This window comes from Enterococcus sp. AZ089 (assembly GCF_050547225.1).
Lineage (GTDB): Bacteria > Bacillota > Bacilli > Lactobacillales > Enterococcaceae > Enterococcus_D > Enterococcus_D entomosocium.
In genome coordinates, this window is the sequence record NZ_CP172954.1 from 1715163 (window position 1) to 1734981 (window position 19819).

Annotated in this window: 23 protein-coding genes and 1 riboswitch; of the genes, 17 read left to right on the top strand and 6 right to left on the bottom strand. The window is 41.2% G+C overall.

Going from position 1 to position 19819, the window contains the following annotated elements:
* Positions 1 to 182: 182 nt before the first annotated feature.
* From IGJ01_RS07965 to dat, 9 genes are all read left to right on the top strand, one after another.
* Positions 183 to 2078 carry an endonuclease MutS2 gene (locus IGJ01_RS07965; RefSeq protein WP_008381968.1) on the top strand — a complete coding sequence of 632 codons (1896 nt, stop codon included), beginning with the start codon at positions 183 to 185 and terminating at the stop codon, positions 2076 to 2078.
* Between the two features lie 288 nt (positions 2079 to 2366).
* A riboswitch (M-box (ykoK) riboswitch) is annotated at positions 2367 to 2542 on the top strand.
* A 126-nt stretch (positions 2543 to 2668) separates the two neighbouring features.
* On the top strand, positions 2669 to 3823 hold the full coding sequence (locus tag IGJ01_RS07970) for an FtsW/RodA/SpoVE family cell cycle protein (RefSeq protein WP_008381965.1): 1155 nt from the start codon (positions 2669 to 2671) through the stop codon (positions 3821 to 3823).
* Positions 3801 to 4994 (top strand): FtsW/RodA/SpoVE family cell cycle protein, encoded by a 1194-nt coding sequence (locus tag IGJ01_RS07975; RefSeq protein ID WP_008381962.1) that lies wholly within the window; start codon positions 3801 to 3803, stop codon positions 4992 to 4994. The genes IGJ01_RS07970 and IGJ01_RS07975 overlap by 23 nt, the downstream gene beginning before the upstream one ends.
* Positions 4991 to 5644 (top strand): phosphatase PAP2 family protein, encoded by a 654-nt coding sequence (locus IGJ01_RS07980; RefSeq protein WP_005236185.1) that lies wholly within the window; start codon positions 4991 to 4993, stop codon positions 5642 to 5644. The genes IGJ01_RS07975 and IGJ01_RS07980 overlap by 4 nt, the downstream gene beginning before the upstream one ends.
* 1 nt (position 5645) lies before the next feature.
* Positions 5646 to 6569 (top strand): LCP family protein, encoded by a 924-nt coding sequence (locus tag IGJ01_RS07985; protein ID WP_430601604.1) that lies wholly within the window; start codon positions 5646 to 5648, stop codon positions 6567 to 6569.
* A 200-nt stretch (positions 6570 to 6769) separates the two neighbouring features.
* Entirely contained in the window at positions 6770 to 7186 is a 417-nt protein-coding gene (locus IGJ01_RS07990; protein ID WP_430601605.1) for a GNAT family N-acetyltransferase, read from the top strand.
* A gap of 73 nt (positions 7187 to 7259) precedes the next feature.
* Positions 7260 to 7688: a hypothetical protein gene (locus tag IGJ01_RS07995; RefSeq protein ID WP_008381958.1), complete on the top strand. Its 429-nt coding sequence runs from the start codon at positions 7260 to 7262 to the stop codon at positions 7686 to 7688.
* Positions 7689 to 7849: 161 nt separating this feature from the next.
* Positions 7850 to 8950, top strand: a complete 1101-nt coding sequence (locus IGJ01_RS08000; RefSeq protein WP_008381956.1) for an AI-2E family transporter — start codon at positions 7850 to 7852, stop codon at positions 8948 to 8950.
* Between the two features lie 129 nt (positions 8951 to 9079).
* Positions 9080 to 9934, top strand: a complete 855-nt coding sequence (gene dat / locus IGJ01_RS08005; protein WP_008381954.1) for a D-amino-acid transaminase — start codon at positions 9080 to 9082, stop codon at positions 9932 to 9934.
* 98 nt (positions 9935 to 10032) lie between these two features.
* On the opposite strand, the gene IGJ01_RS08010 is transcribed toward dat, so the two are convergent.
* Entirely contained in the window at positions 10033 to 10206 is a 174-nt protein-coding gene (locus IGJ01_RS08010; RefSeq protein ID WP_005236169.1) for a hypothetical protein, read from the bottom strand.
* A complete protein-coding gene (locus IGJ01_RS08015) occupies positions 10206 to 10871 on the bottom strand; it encodes an NAD(P)H-dependent oxidoreductase (RefSeq protein ID WP_035007267.1) in 666 nt (221 codons plus the stop codon). The genes IGJ01_RS08010 and IGJ01_RS08015 overlap by 1 nt, the downstream gene beginning before the upstream one ends.
* Positions 10872 to 11035: 164 nt before the next feature.
* Here IGJ01_RS08015 and IGJ01_RS08020 point away from each other — a divergent pair, with 164 nt between their 5' ends.
* From IGJ01_RS08020 to IGJ01_RS08035, 4 genes are all read left to right on the top strand, one after another.
* Entirely contained in the window at positions 11036 to 11218 is a 183-nt protein-coding gene (locus tag IGJ01_RS08020; protein ID WP_008381949.1) for a hypothetical protein, read from the top strand.
* 170 nt (positions 11219 to 11388) lie between these two features.
* On the top strand, positions 11389 to 12171 hold the full coding sequence (locus IGJ01_RS08025; RefSeq protein WP_144330333.1) for a MurR/RpiR family transcriptional regulator: 783 nt from the start codon (positions 11389 to 11391) through the stop codon (positions 12169 to 12171).
* 103 nt (positions 12172 to 12274) lie between these two features.
* Positions 12275 to 13837 carry a maltose/glucose-specific PTS transporter subunit IIBC gene (malX, locus tag IGJ01_RS08030; protein WP_008381946.1) on the top strand — a complete coding sequence of 521 codons (1563 nt, stop codon included), beginning with the start codon at positions 12275 to 12277 and terminating at the stop codon, positions 13835 to 13837.
* A gap of 30 nt (positions 13838 to 13867) precedes the next feature.
* A complete protein-coding gene (locus tag IGJ01_RS08035; RefSeq protein ID WP_086317378.1) occupies positions 13868 to 15028 on the top strand; it encodes a MalY/PatB family protein in 1161 nt (386 codons plus the stop codon).
* Between the two features lie 63 nt (positions 15029 to 15091).
* Here IGJ01_RS08035 and IGJ01_RS08040 read toward each other — a convergent pair whose 3' ends face one another.
* Entirely contained in the window at positions 15092 to 15262 is a 171-nt protein-coding gene (locus IGJ01_RS08040; protein ID WP_005236154.1) for a hypothetical protein, read from the bottom strand.
* A 185-nt stretch (positions 15263 to 15447) separates the two neighbouring features.
* Entirely contained in the window at positions 15448 to 16848 is a 1401-nt protein-coding gene (locus IGJ01_RS08045) for a C69 family dipeptidase (protein ID WP_086317380.1), read from the bottom strand.
* Between the two features lie 165 nt (positions 16849 to 17013).
* On the opposite strand from IGJ01_RS08045, the gene IGJ01_RS08050 reads away from it, so the two are divergent.
* From IGJ01_RS08050 to IGJ01_RS08060, 3 genes are all read left to right on the top strand, one after another.
* Complete coding sequence (locus IGJ01_RS08050; protein WP_016612115.1) at positions 17014 to 17433, top strand: DUF4430 domain-containing protein; 420 nt, start codon at positions 17014 to 17016, stop codon at positions 17431 to 17433.
* Positions 17417 to 17962, top strand: coding sequence for an ECF transporter S component (locus IGJ01_RS08055; protein ID WP_016612116.1), 546 nt, complete (start codon positions 17417 to 17419; stop codon positions 17960 to 17962). Before IGJ01_RS08050 ends, IGJ01_RS08055 begins: the two co-directional genes overlap by 17 nt.
* Before the next feature lie 173 nt (positions 17963 to 18135).
* Complete coding sequence (locus tag IGJ01_RS08060) at positions 18136 to 18507, top strand: hypothetical protein (protein ID WP_005236147.1); 372 nt, start codon at positions 18136 to 18138, stop codon at positions 18505 to 18507.
* 89 nt (positions 18508 to 18596) lie between these two features.
* On the opposite strand, the gene IGJ01_RS08065 is transcribed toward IGJ01_RS08060, so the two are convergent.
* Positions 18597 to 18869: a hypothetical protein gene (locus tag IGJ01_RS08065; protein WP_005226206.1), complete on the bottom strand. Its 273-nt coding sequence runs from the start codon at positions 18867 to 18869 to the stop codon at positions 18597 to 18599.
* Between the two features lie 135 nt (positions 18870 to 19004).
* Here IGJ01_RS08065 and IGJ01_RS08070 point away from each other — a divergent pair, with 135 nt between their 5' ends.
* Positions 19005 to 19202: a hypothetical protein gene (locus tag IGJ01_RS08070; RefSeq protein WP_061054082.1), complete on the top strand. Its 198-nt coding sequence runs from the start codon at positions 19005 to 19007 to the stop codon at positions 19200 to 19202.
* A 36-nt stretch (positions 19203 to 19238) separates the two neighbouring features.
* On the opposite strand, the gene IGJ01_RS08075 is transcribed toward IGJ01_RS08070, so the two are convergent.
* On the bottom strand, positions 19239 to 19811 hold the full coding sequence (locus IGJ01_RS08075) for a hypothetical protein (RefSeq protein WP_008381938.1): 573 nt from the start codon (positions 19809 to 19811) through the stop codon (positions 19239 to 19241).
* Between the last annotated feature and the right edge of the window lie 8 nt (positions 19812 to 19819).

The window sequence follows — 19819 nt, forward strand, 5'->3', positions numbered from 1 at the left end:
CGTAGGTATCTAATCAGCTAATTAAAACAAATAAGCAAAAACAGACTGTTTATTTGTTGTGCCTGTAGATACCGATAAAAATCGTTATTGATGAATCAGGTGATGGGAGACTATCGCTTTTTTTGTACACTTTTTTGGACGGGGATGTTACCGGGATCCTCAGGCACAAGAAAGGATCACTCATGAAGATACCTCAAGCAACTGAATTTGAACAAATTAAAGAACAAGTAAGTAAAAAAATAATCAGCGATTATGGTAAAGCACGTTTTGCCAATGAAAAACCAGCAGCTACGATCCATTCCGCCCAAAAACGAGTGTCTGAGACAACTGAAGCGATGGCGCTATTAGACGCCGGACGTCAAGTCCCTTTCATGGGGCTTCAGCATGTCTTACATCATACGAAGAAGATTGAAAAAGGCTTTGTATTGGAGCCGCAGGAATTGATTGAATACGGAGACTTTTTACGGTCTTTTCGCATCATCCGTCAATTGTTTGAGAAAAATCAATCAATTGCCCCAAGATTGCATCACTATGCTCAGGGGTTGGCCGACTTTTCTGAAATCGCCGAAATGATTTTCCAAAAAATTCGCAATGGTCAGGTAGATAGTAACGCCAGCCGAGAATTACGGAAAATTCGTGGCATAATTGAGAAATATGAGGCCGATTTAAAAAAAGTTTTTGCAAAGTTTTTTAAAGAAAGTCGCTATCTGCAAGAAAACCGTGTGATCAAAAAGAACGACCGTTATACGCTGCCGGTACGTGCCGAATTTCAACAGCAAATTAAAGGGACGATCATCGAACGTTCTAATAAACGCGCGACTGTTTTTATTGAACCAGAGGCAGCTGCCCGTCTGAATGATCGATTGATTTTGGCACAGGCGGAAGAAACGGCCGCCCAATACCAAGTTTTATCAGAATTGACCGGGGCAATCGCCGAACAAATGAATGCAGTATTTGCCTGTCTTGATATTTTAGTGGTACTAGATATTATTTTTGCTCGCGGAAAGTATTGTCGGGAAATCAATGGTCAACCGATAGCAATTACTGAAGAAGAAGTTTTGCTTCTTGATCAAGTCCGGCATCCTTTACTGGGCACTGATGCTGTTCCTCTATCTTTAAAACTAGGAGAAGAGAACCGATGTATGGTCATCACAGGGCCGAATGCTGGTGGTAAGACGGTTGTCTTAAAAACCGTCGGACTCGTTTGTGCGATGGCACATTACGGCTTGTTTCCAGCGCATAATGGCAACAGCAGCGTGCCGTTTTTAAAAAGTCTTTGGATGGATATCGGGGATCAGCAAAGTCTAGAAAATTCTTTAAGTACCTTTTCTGGACACATGTCGAATATTGCACAGATCATGACGAATGCCAGCCGGAACAGTATCGTTTTGTTAGATGAAATTGGCAGCGGGACTGAACCAAATGAAGGGGCAGCTTTAGCGATCGCCATTATGGAATCGATCTATCGATCGGGGGCGTTAATGATCGCCACGACTCATTATGGTGAAATCAAGCAGTTTGCTCTTGATCACCAAGATTTTGAAACAGCGGCGATGGCTTTTGATGCCAAGACCCTGACGCCGAAATACCGCTTGTTGACCAATGCGGTCGGTGAAAGTAATGCGTTTTGGATCGCCGAAAAAATGGCGATTCCTGCTGAGGTCGTGCAAACGGCAAAGGACTATTTAAAGAATAAATCTTATTCTTTTGAGAAGCAGCCTTTTGAGACGTCCAGAAAACGAACCGATCCTCAGGAAACAAAGTCTGAGCACATTTTTCAAAAGGGAGACCAGGTCTTTTCAGCAGAGCATGAAAAACGGGGAGTTTTTTATGAATACTTGGAACAGGGACAAGCGAAGATTTATATTGAGAAACAATGTTTCGTTGTTGCTGCTCGGCGATTGCAACTGCTCACCAAACGAGAAGCACTCTATCCAGCCGGCTATGATCTAGATCAATTATTTTCCGATTTTGCCCAACGTAAATTTACCCGAGATATTGAACGTGGGTCTAAAAAAGCGCAAAAGCAGTTACGAAAAGCAGCGCAAGAGCGTCAGGCCAAACGATCATTGGATTGATCGGCACAGATATATTTAGAGCGGGAGTATAAAATCAAGAAAGCAGCTCTTTTTCGAGTTTTAGAAAAAGAGCTGTCTTTTTTTGAAAATGACCGTTTTTTAATAACGTGTATGATCGAAGGGAATCCAGTGATGGTCGAATGATTTCCATTGATTTTTCTTTAAATATCGGAAATTACTCGAAATATCTAAATTCTTTAAGAAAAGTTAAAGAAAAATAAAAATAACAAAGAATGGGTTGTATCTTTATACGAGGAAGGGTACCATTCATAGTGGATTGAAAATAACATATAACCTTGTTAGGTGAGGCTCCTATACAAACATAAGCTATTGCGCAGAAACGTCGAAAGACGCCAATGTGTAAAACAGGAATTGTCGGATTAAGGCTTTTCATAAAATAGCTAAGAAAGGGAACAACTTTCTTTACGTTGTATAGTGCTAAAACTCGGACGATGAGATTGCTAGCAAAGTCTGACGTCCTAAGAGAAGTGAGACTTTTTTGCTTTTCTCTTTGATGGATGACTAAGCTCAAAGGGCATAATAACTGGTACCGTCTGAACACCTACTCCAAGGCAAGAGGAGTGGAAGCAATGATAGAAAAAAAGAAGATCGATTGGCTGCTGATCATAGCTTATTTGCTATTGAGCCTTATCGGTCTTTTAATGATTTATAGTGCAAGTTCTTATCGTTTATTAACGAGAGATCAGCCGCCAGCAAGCTTATTTATGCGTCAGCTTGTCTTTCTGTTACTCAGCTGGGTGCTCCTTTTCATTATTCAGCGAACACGGCGTGAGATTCTGCTCAGTAAATATTTAGCGATCGGTCTGTTGGCATTTGGCGTCTTTACTTTACTATTGGCACGTTTGCCGTTTTTCGGTGTTTCTGTCAATGGAGCGCAACGATGGGTCTCGATTGTAGGGATACAATTTCAGCCCTCAGAGATCGTGAATGTGGGCATGGTCTTATACCTTGCTCATTACTTTCAATCAGCAAAAACTACCTTGCAGGAAATGAAACGTCCGCTTTTCGTTTTATTTTTGTGCTGTGTGTTGATCCTCATTCAACCAAAAGTAGCCGGCGTGATGATTTTACTTTTCTTGGCTTTTATCATGATTACCACGGTTCAGGTACCCGTTAAACTCACGGCTCTTTTGTTTGGCGGGTTATTAATCAGTCTGTTCTTGGTTGCTATGTTGATCCTCTTTTTAGGAAACAATGATTTATTGCCCCACATGTTTATGCATGTGTATAACCGAATTCGATTAGTGGGAGATCCATTTTCCGACCCATATAATCAAGGATTCCAAATGATCCATTCCTACTATGCTTTGTTCAATGGTGGTCTTACGGGCCTTGGTTTAGGAAATAGCATCACCAAGAAAGGCTTTTTACCAGTAGCAGAGACTGATTTTATTTTCTCCGTTTTAGTAGAGGAATTAGGGTTGATTTTCGGCATTTTTGTCATCGCTTTATTATTCGTAATTATTTTACGTCTGTTTATACGATCAGCGGCAATCGCAAATCCTCAGATTGGCTTAATATTATTGGGAACCAGCACGTTGCTGTTATTACAAACAAGTATCAATATTGCCAGTATTTTAGGGTTGATGCCGATGACGGGGGTACCTTTGCCATTCATTAGTTATGGTGGCTCCAGTTACTTTATTCTTTCATTTGCCTTCAGTTTATGCCTGAAACTAGAACGAGAGGAGGGTATACTTAATGAAGTTCCTCAAACGACATGAAGCAAACTATGCTTTATTGCTGCCGATTTTCCTGCTGTTTTTGTTAAGTATCTGGGTACAACATCAGGCTTCTGTGATGGATGGCAATGATCCTTCAGGGATTGTTTTTCGGCAGATCCTCTTTTGTATCCTTTCGGCGATTGCTCTTTTTGTAACGAGTTTGATTCCTACGAATTTACTCCTCCGCTTTTCTGGTCTTTTGTACTTACTATCACTTGGTTTGATGGCCTCTCTTCATTGGTTTTACGATCAAACGATGTTTGAACAAACGCACACCAAACGGTGGATCAGATTTGGTGCGTTTACGATTCAGCCTTCTGAGTTTATGAAAGTGGCCTTTATGCTCTTTATGGTCTATCTCACTTTAGTCTATGAGAAACGTAAAGCAGAACGAACAATCAAATCCGATTTGATCTATGTTACTAAGATCCTGCTATACAGCTTACCCACATTTTTATTGATGTTTATGCAGCGGGACTTTGGAACGAGTTTGGTGTTTATCGTGATGTTAGGTGCCTTATTCATCATTTCCGGTGTTCATTGGAAAATACTGACCGTCGTGATCGGTTTGATTGCCGCTCTTGGTGCTATTTTGTTGCTACTCGTATTCACGGAATGGGGCAATCGTGTGTTGTTTCGCCTTCACTTTTCACAATATCAATTGGATCGGGTGAGAGCCTGGGCAGATCCACTCGCGTACCAAGATTCCATCGCTTTCCAACAAGTCCGCAGTATGTGGGCGATTGGTTCTGGCGGCTTATTGGGGGCACCTGATACCCATACAACGGTGTATGTGCCGGTTCGGGAGTCAGATATGATCTTTACAGTCATTGGAGAAACGTATGGCTTTTTAGGAAGTACTTTAGTCATCTTCCTTTATTTCTATCTGATCTATCAAATCATTTTTGCTGCTTTAAAAACAAATAACAAAGCATCGGTCTATATTGCGATTACCTATGTGTTTGGTTTGGTTTTTCAAATTTTTGAAAACATCGGAGCGGCGATCGGTTTGCTGCCTTTAACCGGCATTCCCTTACCATTCTTAAGTCAAGGAGGAACCTCTCTGATTGCGATCAGCATTGCTATGGGAATTATCTTTGGGTTAGACAAATTTCCGATAAAAGCCAAAAATAGGTCGTATACATTAAAAGAAAGTAGGGGCTTAACATGAGTAAAACAGCAAAAAAAGGAGTGATAGGCGGAATACTCTGCAGCTGTTTTGCATGGCTGTTTTTCCTCGTTGCATTAGAACCGCGCTGGTTCCAAAGCATCGACAACCTTTTTTCCCAGTTGCCTCAATGGCGGACACCTGCTGTGGAATCGCTTTTTCTCCCACTTGCCAGTACGGCCACGATCATTCCCATAGCTGTCGTTCATTTCCTGTTAGCAAGTATTTTATTTATGCGCAAGCAGCGGTTAGAAAGTCTTTGGTTGATGGGGAATATGATTGTGATCAGTGGTGTTGGTCAAGTGATCAAGAAAGTAGTTGATCGACCGAGACCGGATTTTGCTGACAGTATGGAACGGGCATCAGCAAGTTTTCCGAGTGGACATACATTATTAGCGACCACGTTGATTATTTCTCTCCTCTTTTTCTTGGGGCAAACAGTTCCTGCCAAAAGAGGCAAGCGTCACTTTATCCAAAACATGGCCCTATTTCTAGGATTGATCTATTTGTTGCTGATTATGATGAGTCGGTTGCTATTTGGGGTTCACTATCCCAGCGACTTGCTAGCAAGTATTTTATTGGCAAGTGGGATCAGTTATATCACCTATGCTTTCGTCTTTTCAATCAAAAAATATGTACTTAGGGGGAGATAAATTGAGTACAGCAAAAAAACTAATAATCATTTTCCTGGTATTGCTGACCGGAATTATCTCAGCAGGAACTGTCTATGCGGTTAAGGTGTATTTTCAAGTAGAGGATGTTGCCCACTCGATCCATCGTCCAATCGAAGGACGAGAAGAGGCGGAAGTCATCGAAAATGCCGAGCCTCTAAGCCTTCTTTTGTTAGGGATCGCCAATGACTCTCATCGCAAAACCGATTTTCGCGCCAACACCATCATGGTAGCAACGTTGAACCCTGCCACAAGAAAAACCACCCTCACGAGTATTCCTAGAGATGCTTATGTGGAAATCGTGGGACAAGGGTACCATGATAAAATCAATCATGCCCATTCTTTTGGTGGAGCAAAAATGATGATTGAAACCGTCGAACAATATCTTGATATACCGATCCATCATTATTTCTCCTTAAACATGGATGGGATGGCAGATCTTGTTGATGCAATTGGTGGCATCACGGTTGAAAATGAATTTGCTTTTACTGCTGAGAAAATCGATTACCCAGAGGGGGTCCTCGATTTAGATGGCTGGGAGGCGCTTCAGTATACTCGTATGCGAAAGGATGATCCAGAAGGTGACTATGGCCGTCAGCGCCGTCAGAGAGAAGTGACTGAGATTCTGGCAAAAGAGTTAGTTTCACTTTCCAGCGTGATGCGGATTCAGGATTTGCTAACGATCATTGGAGAAAATGGCGAAACCGATCTAACTTTTTCGCAAATGAGTCAATTATTTATCCAATATCAATCAGCATTAGGGACTGTCGAGTCTTACCAAATGGCTGGCAGTGGGTTCACCGGCGATGGCTTCAGAGGAGAATATGGAATTTCCTATCAAGAAGTAACGCCTGAAGAGCAACAGACGACGAGCCAACGTTTAAAAAATGAGTTGTTGATTGATTAACGTCCTGGCTTAGAAACAGAACCAGTTCAATTTTGTTCTTCAAGTATTTCGGAATTAGAGTTGACAGCCGCTTTTCCTCAGGATACTCTTTAGTCAAGCAATGCATTACGGCTTGATAACAAGAGTTTGTTTGGAAAAGAGCTGTCAACTCTATTTCTATTGTTCCACCCTGTCGCTAAGTTATTACAAGGAGGAAAAGTATGAAGATCGTCTTTAAAGACCAATTACCATCTGATTCAAATCAAGTACTCGCTTTGTATGAGGGAGTTGGCTGGAGCGCCTATACTAAAGATCCCGAGCGTCTTTTAAATGCGTTAGCCCACTCAGAGGTGATCACGGCCTATCTTGAAGAGCAGCTAGTGGGGCTTATCCGTTGCATAACCGATGGACAAACCATTCTTTATATTCAAGATCTATTAGTAGCATCTGAGTTTCAAGGTCAAAAAATTGGTCAGCGATTACTCAAAAAAATGCTGGCGAATCATCCATCAATACGGCAAAAGGTTTTGATTACGGACAACACAGAAAAAACGCGTCATTTTTATGAGGCGTGTGGCTTTTCCTCTGTGGAAGAGCAGCAAATTGCCGCATTTATCTATTCAGCAAAAAGCGAATAAGGAATAAGAAAATCGATGTGTCACTGAGAATATTTTTTTAGTTGCGTTGGGTTTGAAGAAGGAGTGGAGAAAAATGAAGATGCGCTTTGCGTTACTTTTTTTGTGTCTCTTTATTGGTGTTGGCGCTTGTGGAGGAAGTCTATTGGCGTTTAAAAGCATTGAGCCGTTAAGCAAAGGGGAGACATTTGCTGGTTTGGAAGCGGCCATGCTGCAAGGAACACCCTTCACGACCTTCTTAATTCCCGGCTTGTTTTTGTTCGCTATCTTAGGTTTGGGTAATCTGATTGTTGTTTTCCTCTTGCGGCTTAACAAAGGGTACCACGGGGTAATGCTTTTAGGCATGAGTTTAGTTGTCTGGATCATCGTGCAGGTCATCTTATTACAAGAATGGAATGTCTTGCATGTGATTTTCTTTTTGCTAGGGTTGCTCCAGTTTGCTTCAGCAGTCTACTTTGTCAGACGGTTGCATATTCCGTTGCCGTTTTCAGCTCATCAAAATTGATTAGATTCGAGATATAGAGATGAAAAAAATTAAATTAATTGAAAGTTTGCTATGAAAAACATGGATTTTTGAAAAATTCTTCTTGAAATCATCCTTCGTTTTTAAAATTATGCTAAACTGAAAGAAGTTGAATTACTTTCTAGAATCAGGAGGATTTATTATTGGAGTTTCTTAAAAAATCAAAAATTTTTGCAGGTCTAGTGATCGTCTGTCTCTTAGGGATCGCGGTCTGGATCTATTCAAATATACTGTTTGTCTTTCGACCACTGGAAGCCATTTTTTCTAGTGTCTTTTTACCAGTATTGATTTCGATTTTTATTTTTTACATCTTTTTACCTTTCTTTAATTGGGTGAAAAAAAGAACGAAAAAGAAAAGCATTGCGCTATATTCGACATTGCTGCTGATCGTTTTTGCAGCGTATTTGATCGTTCAGGTGATTGGACCAGCATTAGCCTATGAGATGGGGCGTTTTATCAATCAAATTCCCATCATCATCAATTTGGTGATCGATACTATTGATCATTCTTATTTAGAAGAATTATTTGGTCCTTTTATTGATTCGATTGATATTTCCCAAGCTAGCAACTTTGCCTTACAGTTTATTACCGGGGCAACCAATAGTCTGACGAGTTTGATCTCCATCGTTTCTCATTCAGCGATCGTCTTGTTTACGATCCCACTGTTATTAGTGTATATGTTTAAAGACGGTGAGAAAGTTCCTGATTTTTTGGCAAGTAAGACACCGAAAAACTATCAAGGCTTAATGCGACAACTTTGTAGTGATTTTCATCAAGCAGCGTCAGCGTACATCGGTGGGAAATTGCTGGTTTGTTCTTATGTTGCGGTTTCAAGCTATTTCATTTTTTCTTTGCTAGGCTTACAAAATGCCTTACTATTAGGATTAATTTGCGGCGTTCTGGACATTATTCCTTATTTCGGCCCCTTTATCGGAGCAGCACCAGCCTTTTTATTTGCGTTAAGTCAAGACATTCGAACAGCTATTTTTCTGATTGTCGGAATCACGATCATTCAGTTAGGTGAATCATATCTTGTTTCACCATTAGTGATGAAAAAAGTATTGCATATCCATCCAATCATTGCGGTTTTCTTATTATTGATTGCCGGCAACTTGCTTGGATTTGTAGGCATGATCGTGGCACTGCCAGTGTATTCGATCGTGATGGCAATGTCTGGTACATTGTTGCGTTTTTTTCAAGAACGAAAATTAGAACGATCTGTAATTGATAAAGATTCATTATAACGAAAATGTTCTACCTTGCTGTTGGAGCGGTCTCCATCAGCAGGTTTTTTTGTTTTTAAGCACTACGTAGCAAGGCCTAAAGACAAATGCTATACTTATTGAAACGAGAAGGACGATAGGAGTGAGGAAATGAAGGTTTTATGGAACGATCAAATCGTTGATCGAGAAGCGGTGAAAATTGACATTGAAGATCGCGGTTATCAGTATGGTGACGGAATCTATGAAGTGATTCGAATCTATAATGGTCGCTGCTTTATGTTAGGGGAGCATATGACTCGCTTAGAAAGTAGTGCGCAAAAAATTAAACTGACGTTGCCTTATACAATTCCCCAATTAACTGAAAACCTTAAGTTACTGGTTAAAACCGAAGGAATCACAGAAGGAGAGATCTATCTTCAAATCACCAGAGGAATCGCCTCTCCCCGCAATCACGAGTTTCCGTCTGCTGGAGCAGTCAAAGGAGTCGTGACCGCAAATGTGATCCCCTTTGAACGACCTCTGGAAATGCAGCATGCAGGGCTATCTGCGACCGTTCTTCCAGATGAGCGTTGGTTGCATTGTGATATCAAATCATTGAGCTTGTTAGGAAATCTGTTAGCGCTAGATCAAGCGATCGAAGCGGGGTTCGATGATGCACTCCTGCAACGAGATGGATGTTTCACGGAAGCTTCGGCATCAAATCTCTGGTTTGTCATTGATGGTATCGTCTATACACATCCGGATGGACGCTTGGTATTACCAGGTATCACGAAAATGAAGGTGCTACAGTTGTGTCAGCAATTAGAAATTCCTTATCGAGAAGAACCTGTCCCTGTTGAGGCACTAAACAACGCGCAAGAATGTTTTTTGACCAATTCTGTCTGGGAAATTGTGCCTATCGTCAAAGTAGATGGGAAATCAGTTGGCAATGGTACATTGGGTTCGATCACGAAACGTTTGCAAGCAGCCTATATCGCTGCTACAAAGAGTATGTGCGAATCCTAGTTAACAAGCAAAAGAAACGATTCAAAAAAACTTTGGCCCACCCAGCATGTTTTATAGCTAGGTGGACCAAAGTTTTTTCTTGGATACAAGTGCAGATTTTACCATTCACTAGGATTCCACAATTTTCCGTCAAGTTCTCCTTGTTTCAATTCGATTCGAATTTCTTGCTGATGAAGCAACTTCTCTAGTTCTTGCAAAAATGCTTTTTCGTGATAGTCAGCTGTTTCTTTTATTGACTGCTCTATCAGTGGCTTCAGCCATTCGTGATCCATCACAGCACCTCCAATTCAGTTAAAGCGTCATCTAATTCGATCAACGTTTCATGGTTTTCCTGCAACAAGGATAGCAAAGGAGCAAGCTGCGGTTTTTCAGAAACCAAACGCGCCAGCTTTTCGCTAAACCATTGTTGCTTTTGATCAAATGTAAAGGGAGCCGGCATTAATAAAAGTTGCTGATAGGCAATGACAAAGGCTCGTTTCTCTTGTTCTGATTTATACATCAGTTGATCGAGGACAACGATGGGGAGTACCGTCATTTGGTGTTTTTTTGCCATGAGTACCAGTGGGTGCAAAATTTCATTGAAGGTCGTATTTTCTCGGCCGCCTAGCTGAAATTCTTTGGCGGCAACGCCGGTAGAAACGGCGAAACTGATTTCCTTGCCCACCAATGCAGGGGCACATTTTTCCCAAACCGTATCGATCCAAGCTTTCATTTTTGCTGGAACGCTGTACCAATATAGGGGGAATTGTAGAATCAAACGATCGCATGTTTGCAACAGCATCCGTTCATTGGCGAGAGAAAAATCAGAAAGATCATCAAGGAAATGCATGGTGACGTTAGGAAGCTTGGCACTTTCACTAAAGAATCGTTGGGAAAGCGAATTGTGGAAATCCGGATGGCTGGCTACCACTAAAGTTTTTATCATGAGACTGATCATCCTTTCCTATTACATTTACCATATTTTACCAAAAAGAGAAACTAGTCTGCTTTTCTTTTTGTCGAAGTTCTTCTCTTTTAGTTTCGTTTAAGGTACTTCTTTTATACTTGTTATAAGAAAAAGCCAGTAGCGGCTTAAGCGTGATAGAAATGGGGGAATAGAGGATGGAATCAAATGATCCCTTGATGAAAGGTCTAGCAACTATAATAAGGATCGTTGCAAATACAGTGAACTATGTCGAAAATGGACTTGCCAGTTGCAAACAACGAATTGATGGAAAGCGTCAAACGAAAGAAAATGATTACGGCAACGGGCAAGAGTTTACTGAAGTGACTGTCTACAGATGACCGATGCAAAGAAAATAACAAAGATGGCTCACTCCTCAAAGGGTGAGTCCTTTTTTTTATTTCAAGCCATTCATCATCAGTTTGTACTTTTGTTGAGGGAAGGTATAATGAGTAAATGAAGCATAGTGGAGACGGAAGAATGAAGCAATAGTAGGGAGGAGAAGCAGGTGATGAATCATTTATATAAACGAATCCAATACAAAATTCCAGAGCTGAACCGAGTAGAAAGAACGGTCCTTAACTATTGTTTAAGGGCGCCCGAGAAAGTTTCAGAAATGACGGCCGATGAGTTAGCTTCCCAAACGTACACCAGTCAAGCGACGATCAGCAGAATGGCAAAAAAGCTTGGCTTTACCGGTTTTCAAGAATTCAAATTTTCACTGAAGAATTATCAAACTCTTGAAAGAAAATCATCTACTCAAGCTTCTCTTGGCTTATCCCCACTGATCAAGCAAATGATTGACCAGCTGACGACATCCTTATCAATGATTGAAGAGGCTGACTTTCAGCGTGCCGTGGAAATGTTGCAGCAAGCACAACGAATCGAATTTTTTGCTTTAGGGCAAAGTGCGCCGGTTGCATTATCTGCGAGTCGAAAGTTGCGGTTCTTAGGAAAAACGGTTGGCGCTTCAACGGATTGGGATGAATTGACAACCATCGCTAATCAACTATCAAAAAAAGATATGGCTATTTTTATTAGTCATAGTGGGGAAACAATCGGGATGCTAAATTATGCTAACCGGTTGAAACAAAGAGGTGTGCCGATTTTAGCCTGTATTGGTCAATCAACAAGCACGTTGGAAAAGCTTGCCACCTTCTCTTTTTCTGTTGAAATGACAACGATTTATCATCATGAAGTCGATTTGAGCCCACGGATCTCTTTAGCAGCGTTACTGGATATTTTAATTATTCAATACGCCAATCAAATCGAAGAAGTACTTGCTCCGGAATGACCATTCCATTTTGTGAATGGTCATTCTTGTTTTGGTAACTGTATTGTAAGCCTTCTTGATATCGTTTACATTTTAAGAGATAAAAGTGTTAGGAGGAAATGATATGCAAAAAGGAAAGAAAGCAAGCTGGATGGAAATTTTTCAAGGACTTGGGAAAACATTTATGTTGCCAGTCGCTTTACTCGCATTCATGGGTTTATTTTTAGGGATTGGTAGTTCATTTTCATCTTCTTCAACGATCGACGTTTTCCCATTTTTAGGTGCCTCTTGGCTTCAAGTGGTTTTTCGTTTCATGTCAACGATCGGTGGGTTTGCCTTTAGTTACTTACCCGTCATGTTTGCGATGGCGATTCCTTTAGGTCTAGCACGAAAAGAGAAGGGAGTTGCGGCATTTTCAGGCTTTGTGGGCTATGTCGTGATGCATTTATCCATCAATTTTTATTTACAAGAAACGAATCAATTAGCTACTGCAGATCAACTTCGAGAAGCAGGACAAGAGATCGTTTTTGGCATTCAAACATTATCAATGGGTGTTCTAGGTGGTATTATCGCAGGATTGATCGTTTATAAATTGCATACGCGCTTCTACCATTTTCAATTGCCAGATAGTTTTGCCTTCTTTTCAGGAGCCCGGTTTGTTCCAATCATCACCTCGCTTACTTTAGCTGTGGTCGGGGTGATCATTCCGATGATTTGGCCATTGTTTGCTATGATCATCACAGGAATCGGACATTTGATCCAACAAGCTGGTCCTTTCGGTCCGTTCTTATTTGGTTCAGGTGAGCGCTTATTACTGCCATTTGGGTTACACCATATTTTGGTTTCCATGATTCGCTTTACCGAAGCAGGGGGAAGTCAGCTGATCGATGGTCAGCAAGTCTTTGGGGCGTTAAATATTTTTTATGCGGAATTACAAAACGGTTTAAGCATCTCACCAAGTGCAACGGCGTTCTTGTCTCAAGGGAAAATGCCAACCTTTATGTTTGGCTTACCGGCAGCAGCATTAGCTATGTACCAGACAGCAAAACCTGAGAATCGTTCAAAGATAAAAGGCTTGTTGATTTCAGGCGTCATTGCAACTTTTGTGACAGGAATTACTGAACCAATCGAATTTTTATTCTTATTCATCAGCCCTTTATTATGGATTTTTCATGTCATCATGACAGGTGCTGGATTTATGGTAATGAGTCTATTGGGTGTCACGATTGGAAATACCGATGGGGGCGTGCTTGATTTTCTTATCTTTGGCGTGATGCAAGGCGCATATACAAAATGGTGGCTCGTTCTGATCGTAGGAGCTTGCTGGTTTGCCCTGTATTACTTTGTTTTTAAAACAGTGATCCTTCGCAAGAACTTGAAGACACCTGGTAGAGAAGAGAACAACGATCAAACGAATGAGTTGGAAGAGGAAATGACCTATTCTGGAAAGAGTGGCTACGATGCCCATGGTATTTTGGCAGCTTTAGGGGGAGCAAGCAATATTGATTCTTTAGACAATTGCATTACACGGCTACGCCTCGTTCTAAACGATGGTACATTGGTTGATGATGAACGGCTAAAAAAACTAGGTGCGCTTGGGGTCGTTCACTTAGATGATACGAACGTTCAAGTAATCATTGGAACGAAAGTAACAACAGTCAGAAATCAACTTGATGCGATTCTTTAGCAAAATTGTCAAGTAGTAGGAGTGAAGAAAATGTTTTTTGATGAGCCAATCAATCGTAAAGGAACCCATTGTACCCAGTGGGATTATGTGGAAGACCGTTTTGGTGAAAAAAACTTGTTGCCATTTACGATTTCCGATACGGATTTCAAGGTGCCAGCTGCAGTTGAAGCGGCACTTATCAAGCGGATGCAGCACCCGGTATTTGGGTATACACGTTGGAATCATAATGAATTCAAGCAAGCGGTCTGCAAATGGTATTCTGAACGCTTTAAAAGTAGGATCGACAGCGATTGGCTGGTCTACAGTCCTTCCGTCATGTATAGCATCAAACTACTCGTCACCTTACTCAGCAATCCAGGAGATGGGATCATTATTCAGACGCCAGCGTATGATGCGTTTTATAAAATGATCAAAGAGAACAAAAGAAAAATCGTACCTAATGCACTCATCTATGATGCCAACTCGTATCGCATTGATTTTGAAGAGCTAACAAGATTGATGGCACAGCCTGAAAACAAAGTTCTTCTCTTATGTAGTCCTCATAACCCAACTGGGAGAGTCTGGCAAAAAGATGAGTTGCAACGAATGATCGAATTGGCGAGAATCCATGATGTATTTATCATCTCTGATGAGATTCATATGGATATTGTAAGAAAAGGACAAAGGCATCAACCAATCATTGAATTGTTGCAAAAAAATGTAGCCCTTGTTACTTCGGGAAGCAAAACGTTTAATTTCCCAGGGTTGATTTATTCTTATGGAATTATTCCTGATTCCAAGTTGCGTGATCGCTTCTTAACTCAGTTGAAAGAAGCCGATGGGTTGAGCTCCACCAGTATTTTTGGCATGACCGCAACGATTGCTGCCTACGATAATGAAAGTAAGTGGGTGGATAAGCTCAATGACTATCTGGATGATAACATTGCTTATGTGATTGCTTATTTACAGGAATATCATCCAGAACTCGTGGTCACGAAAAGCGAAGCCACGTATCTTATGTGGATTGATTGTACAGCACTGGATTTAACGATGGTGGAATTGCAGCAACGAATGATTCGTAAGGGAAAAGTCGCGATTATGTCAGGGGAAATCTATGGGAATGAAGGGAGAAATTTTTTACGCCTAAACGTTGGCTGTTCGCGAGAAAAACTCATTGATGGATTGAACCGATTCACATTGAGTTTGACATAACAAAAAAGAACCCACTGAGCAATCAGAAAGATCCTGTATTCTTTCTGATCGCCAGTGGATTTTTTAGTCTTTGGTCCTGTGGGGAGTTGATGTAGTAGTAGCGGGGATTGGTTCAACGACATGGAAATAGCCTTTTTTGTCTTGAATGATCAGCATATCTTGCTGACTCTGGCTCTTGATGATTTCACCTTTAACAATTTCGTTGGTGACAGTCCGATAAATACTTGCAGTCATGCTCATTCCTCCCAACGTTTTTTCCCAACTGGTCTTCAATAGGGGGACCAGTACAAATCAATTGCTTGATTTGTACCAGCAAGGAAAAAGAAAACGAATTGGTATCTTTAGTATAGGAGAGCAATGTTTAGATTGCTGCAATTCCATGTAAAGTTTTTGTTAATCCTTTTATTTTCAACGATTGACTAATCGGCTAAAGAAAAACGCAAGGCCATTTTATTACTGCCAGACTCCACCATTTTTCCTAGTAACGTTGTTGCATTTTTTAAATACAGTTCGGCCATCTCAGCGTTGGCTTCTTCAAGCAGACGAGTAGGCTCCTTTTCAGCGGAAGCTTTACGATCAGTTTCTTGTTGGATGCGGCGACAAGCCGCCATCGTTTCCATTTCAAAACGGTTGGCAAGATCACTATAGCGATCGTAGTCGCTGTCCCCAATCAACGCCAAGGTGCGTCCTAACCAATAGCTATTTGTTGGATCGTAGGTCTTTGTCGTATCACAATAGCCAAGTGGGGTCTTAGTGATAGCTGCATAAAAGGGCACAACGCCGTTGAAGGTATTGGGGCCAAAGGCGAGCCAATGAATGCCAGCGATTGCTGCAGGCACGTGGTTGCGGATCTGCAAAATATGGACTTGCTGGTTGCGATTGAGAGCAATCGATCGAAATTGTGTTTTTTGTGTCTCGGTCCCTGTACCGTAAGGGTCAAAAGGCGTATTTTGGAAGTGGGAGCTCAATGCCCATTTTACATCTTCCACGGATAGCTTTTGTTTTGGGTAGCATACAAACGGGAGCTCTTGATCGATCGGTTCAGCAACTGTTCCGCTAAAGTGTTTTTGAATGTACCATGCCCGCGGGTTGTTGTAACGGGTATCTTTTTCTGAGGAGCTGCCAAAAATATGGCGTAGATTAATGCCTTCAAAATCAGGATTTAATTGATAGTCTTCAATCAACTGTTCGAGATCCTGCGAACACAACGTCATTTCTGAGGCGAAATCGAAGTGATCAATGTTTAAGCGATTGGGTGCCACGACATAGGCATCATCTGGTATGCGAACAGCTGCCCAGTGATGTCCACCGATGGTTTCCATATACCAAATTTCCTCGGCATCAGAAAACGCGATCCCGTTGGCTTCGTAGGTCCCATAGGTTTCTAAGAGTTCCCCTAGGCGAAGAACACCTTCTTTAGCGGAATGAATGTAAGGCAGTACAATGCTGACGAAATCAGCTTCCCCGATACCATCTTCCACATATGGATCAATGGCCAAAACGCGTGAATTGGTCGTAATCGTTTCTGTCGCAGTCATGGCGATATTTACTTCATTGATTCCTGAAGCTGCCCAGACTCCTTGGGATTCATCTGCTTCAGGTGTCGAAGTATAACGTAAGGGATCCTTAGGTAAACGGATTCGACAGCCGCTTAAAACGGCGTAAAATTCATTTCCTTGCTGTTCTGGAGTGATGACGACGAATTTTTGCGGTTCCGAACCGCTCCCTGAATCTTCATTACGGGCAATCAGGGTCGAGCCGTCAATCGATGCTTTTTTTCCTACTAGTAAAGTGGTACAGGACGCTTTTTTTCTATCCATCTTTCCAACACTCCTTCATTTCTTCTTACGAATGATTGAAGCTAGTATACCCATAGTCACATGGATTTACAATGCTTTCTATAGAGGGGAACAAAAAAATTTCGCCTTTTTTATTTATTTTTAGTACAATAAGGTGTTGTAAAAAAAATCAAAGGAGCCATTATTATGAAGAAAACAGTAATTTTTAGTTATATTTTTTTACTAAGTCTGGTTTTTGCCGGATGTGCCAAACCATCGATGGATGCGGGTAACTCCTCTAGTGACTCTTCGTCAGTCCAACAAAATGCCGAAGAGCGCACTGCCCAAATCAGCTTCAATAATAAAAGTGAAGAGCAAGACCAGGAGATCGAAACCAAAACCGTCACTTTTAAAGAAGGGGTTTCTTTGATGACTATCATGAAAGAGAACTTTGACTTGGAAGAAAATCAAGGGATGATCACCAGCATCGACGGTTTAGCCCAAGATGAAAAAGCTGGCTATTATTGGACATATACGATCAATGATGAAATGATTACGACTGGGGCAGATGATACCTTTTTAGGAAACAACGATAAAGTGGTTTTCACCTATGAAAAATTCGAATAAACCACTTGTATTTGCTGGAAAAGAAATTGCTTATTTAGGGTTGCTTGTAGCAGCAGCCGTCGTCGGCAGGACACTTTTTCAACCTTTACCCAATGTTCAACCAATGACGGTGATCTTTTTATTAGTAACCATCCATTTAGGTCTTAGTCGTGGATTGATCGTTTGTCTGCTCTCGATGCTGATTACCAATTTTTACATGGGAATGGGGGTATGGACGATTGCCCAATTGATTAGCTATGCCGTCGTAATTTTTGGAATGTATCTATTATCAAAAAGCAAACTGTTTATGAAAAAGTTGTATTTACAAGTCATTTATAGTGTATTTGCAGGTTTTGCGTATGGCTTTGTGATATCTTGGATCAGTGTCAAGCTTTATGGGTTTCCTAGTTTTTGGGCTTACTATTTTCAAGGAGTGAGCTTTGATGCGTTGCATGCAGCGGGGAATGGCATCTTTTATTTGATGCTGGCACCGATTTTTCTGCGACTTTTCCAACACTACTATCCAAATAAAGACAGCGAAGGGCACTAAGCGCCTCGCTGTCTTTTTGCTTGACTCAGCAGTCGTGGTGACAAAAACGTCTATGTCTAGAGGAAAAGTCTTTGATGATCAAACGTGTTGAATGGGGCTATGTGAGGAAACAAGCAGGCATATTGTTGTGCAAAAGCGTTTTCTGCAGGTATCCTTAAGGTATCTAAGGAAGGATGTGGCTTTTGATGAAATGGATCGTGAAAAAAGATGATTTAGAAAGCTACCGTGCGAAGTTCCATGGAAAACTGGCTGGTTATGCCGAGGAAGCCAAAATGATTGCCCTGCCAACACCAAAGTATTTTATCGTGGTGGTTGACGAAGAAAAAATCCACTTGATTCAGTTAGATCTGCAATTTCATGAAAAAGGGATGCAGACAATTATGATCCATGAGATCACAAAATTACAACTAGGCGGTGTGGTAAATAAAAAAGTTCAGATTCAGACACCTTCGTCCACTGTCAAATTAATGATCAAACCGTTGGCGATCGGTATCAAAGAGGAGCAAAAAGCCTTGATCGATCGGTTTACCAGAATGTCGCGATAAAAATCGGAGGAACACGCGGGAAAAATCAGCTGGATTTTTTCAGAAAAAAAGCAAGGGCAGTTGTCTGCACTTGCTTTTCGTGAGTCCTGTTATTCTGGCGTACCGACGATTTTAATAAATTCATCGATATTCTTGATCTTCATATGTTTGATCACTAACTGTTCCCGCTTGTTCCATTTTCCTTCAACTTCTAATTGGTATTTATTTAATGGAAGGCGTAAGACATAGCTGGCTAAGTAGCGATCCTTAATAATGCAATTTACGATTTTGTGGTCTTCTAAAAGTTGGATACCTGTCAGCATCATTGGCGTTTCTTGAAAAACGCGGCTATTGACTAACAATCCAGTGTGGGTTTCGTTCATGGGATCTTCCTTTCTGATAAACCTGGGATAAATCATCTTTCTGTCTGTTATGTTACCTGATTTGCATCAGAAAGGCAATTCCTATAATAAATCCTCGTTATTATAGGTCAAGCACAAAGAAAGGAGGGAAACGACATGGTTGGGTATAATCGTTTCTCAAATGAGTTTCAAAAGGTTTCGAAAGAACTCCGTGAAGGGAAGAAGTCCAAAAATGCCAATAAGGGGCTGCGAACCCGACAAAAAATCGCTGCTGAAAAAGAGCAAAAAGCACAAAATGCTTTTTCGACTGGTTTTTTGATCGGTTCCTTCAGAGAGTTATTCCGCAAAAAATAAGCAAGTTCCGCTGCCAAAGCGGGACTTGCTTTTTGTTTAGAATAAATAATTGAAGAAGACACCATTGAGAAAGGAAAAGCTTAGATAGAATAGAAAAAGTGTTACGATATCCAGCGGTAAACCTTTTAGAATTGGCGGAATCGTGGCAATTTGATTCCGTGTATGAACCCCTGACAAAGCACAAGAAAAGAGGAAATACATGCCTACAGCAACAAATAAATTGGTTAAATAATCGGTATAGGGAAATTGGGTCACGGTGGCGATCGTCAGCAAGAGAACATTGACTAGGAGCGTTTTTTTTAGATCAGTCGTCAAGAAACGTTTTTTTGCAGGAACGATCAGTAAACACAAGCCCCCCGCAATCAAGGCGATGATGGCAGCACTTACCAAGTTGGTGACCACTTGATTGCCATAGACGAAACGATTTTGAAGTAAAAGATAAAAGCTTAACCCACTGAACAAGTAAGCGACCGCAATGATCCCTGAGAGGAAAACCACCCGTGTCGTCACGTTCGGTTTTTTCTCTTTGACGGTCGGTGCCAAATTTTGACAGGCGTAATTTGTGAGTAGAATGACTAGAAAGACCACTAGCCGATTGGCGATCATCATAAGGAACC

Bases quoted from the DNA above. Each gene is read 5' to 3' on its own strand.
- IGJ01_RS08065 (WP_005226206.1), bottom strand. From the start codon at position 18,869: ATGAACGAAACCCACACTGGATTGTTAGTCAATAGCCGCGTTTTTCAA.
- IGJ01_RS08035 (WP_086317378.1), top strand. From the start codon at position 13,868: ATGTTTTTTGATGAGCCAATCAATCGTAAAGGAACCCATTGTACCCAG.
- IGJ01_RS08060 (WP_005236147.1), top strand. From the start codon at position 18,136: ATGTGGCTTTTGATGAAATGGATCGTGAAAAAAGATGATTTAGAAAGC.
- IGJ01_RS07980 (WP_005236185.1), top strand. From the start codon at position 4,991: ATGAGTAAAACAGCAAAAAAAGGAGTGATAGGCGGAATACTCTGCAGC.
- IGJ01_RS08070 (WP_061054082.1), top strand. From the start codon at position 19,005: ATGGTTGGGTATAATCGTTTCTCAAATGAGTTTCAAAAGGTTTCGAAA.
- IGJ01_RS07990 (WP_430601605.1), top strand. From the start codon at position 6,770: ATGAAGATCGTCTTTAAAGACCAATTACCATCTGATTCAAATCAAGTA.
- IGJ01_RS08025 (WP_144330333.1), top strand. From the start codon at position 11,389: ATGAATCATTTATATAAACGAATCCAATACAAAATTCCAGAGCTGAAC.
- IGJ01_RS08020 (WP_008381949.1), top strand. From the start codon at position 11,036: ATGGAATCAAATGATCCCTTGATGAAAGGTCTAGCAACTATAATAAGG.
- dat (WP_008381954.1), top strand. From the start codon at position 9,080: ATGAAGGTTTTATGGAACGATCAAATCGTTGATCGAGAAGCGGTGAAA.
- IGJ01_RS07970 (WP_008381965.1), top strand. From the start codon at position 2,669: ATGATAGAAAAAAAGAAGATCGATTGGCTGCTGATCATAGCTTATTTG.
- IGJ01_RS08015 (WP_035007267.1), bottom strand. From the start codon at position 10,871: ATGATCAGTCTCATGATAAAAACTTTAGTGGTAGCCAGCCATCCGGAT.
- IGJ01_RS08055 (WP_016612116.1), top strand. From the start codon at position 17,417: ATGAAAAATTCGAATAAACCACTTGTATTTGCTGGAAAAGAAATTGCT.
- malX (WP_008381946.1), top strand. From the start codon at position 12,275: ATGCAAAAAGGAAAGAAAGCAAGCTGGATGGAAATTTTTCAAGGACTT.
- IGJ01_RS07975 (WP_008381962.1), top strand. From the start codon at position 3,801: ATGAAGTTCCTCAAACGACATGAAGCAAACTATGCTTTATTGCTGCCG.
- IGJ01_RS08040 (WP_005236154.1), bottom strand. From the start codon at position 15,262: ATGACTGCAAGTATTTATCGGACTGTCACCAACGAAATTGTTAAAGGT.
- IGJ01_RS08010 (WP_005236169.1), bottom strand. From the start codon at position 10,206: ATGGATCACGAATGGCTGAAGCCACTGATAGAGCAGTCAATAAAAGAA.
- IGJ01_RS08075 (WP_008381938.1), bottom strand. From the start codon at position 19,811: ATGATGATCGCCAATCGGCTAGTGGTCTTTCTAGTCATTCTACTCACA.
- IGJ01_RS08050 (WP_016612115.1), top strand. From the start codon at position 17,014: ATGAAGAAAACAGTAATTTTTAGTTATATTTTTTTACTAAGTCTGGTT.
- IGJ01_RS08045 (WP_086317380.1), bottom strand. From the start codon at position 16,848: ATGGATAGAAAAAAAGCGTCCTGTACCACTTTACTAGTAGGAAAAAAA.
- IGJ01_RS07995 (WP_008381958.1), top strand. From the start codon at position 7,260: ATGAAGATGCGCTTTGCGTTACTTTTTTTGTGTCTCTTTATTGGTGTT.
- IGJ01_RS07965 (WP_008381968.1), top strand. From the start codon at position 183: ATGAAGATACCTCAAGCAACTGAATTTGAACAAATTAAAGAACAAGTA.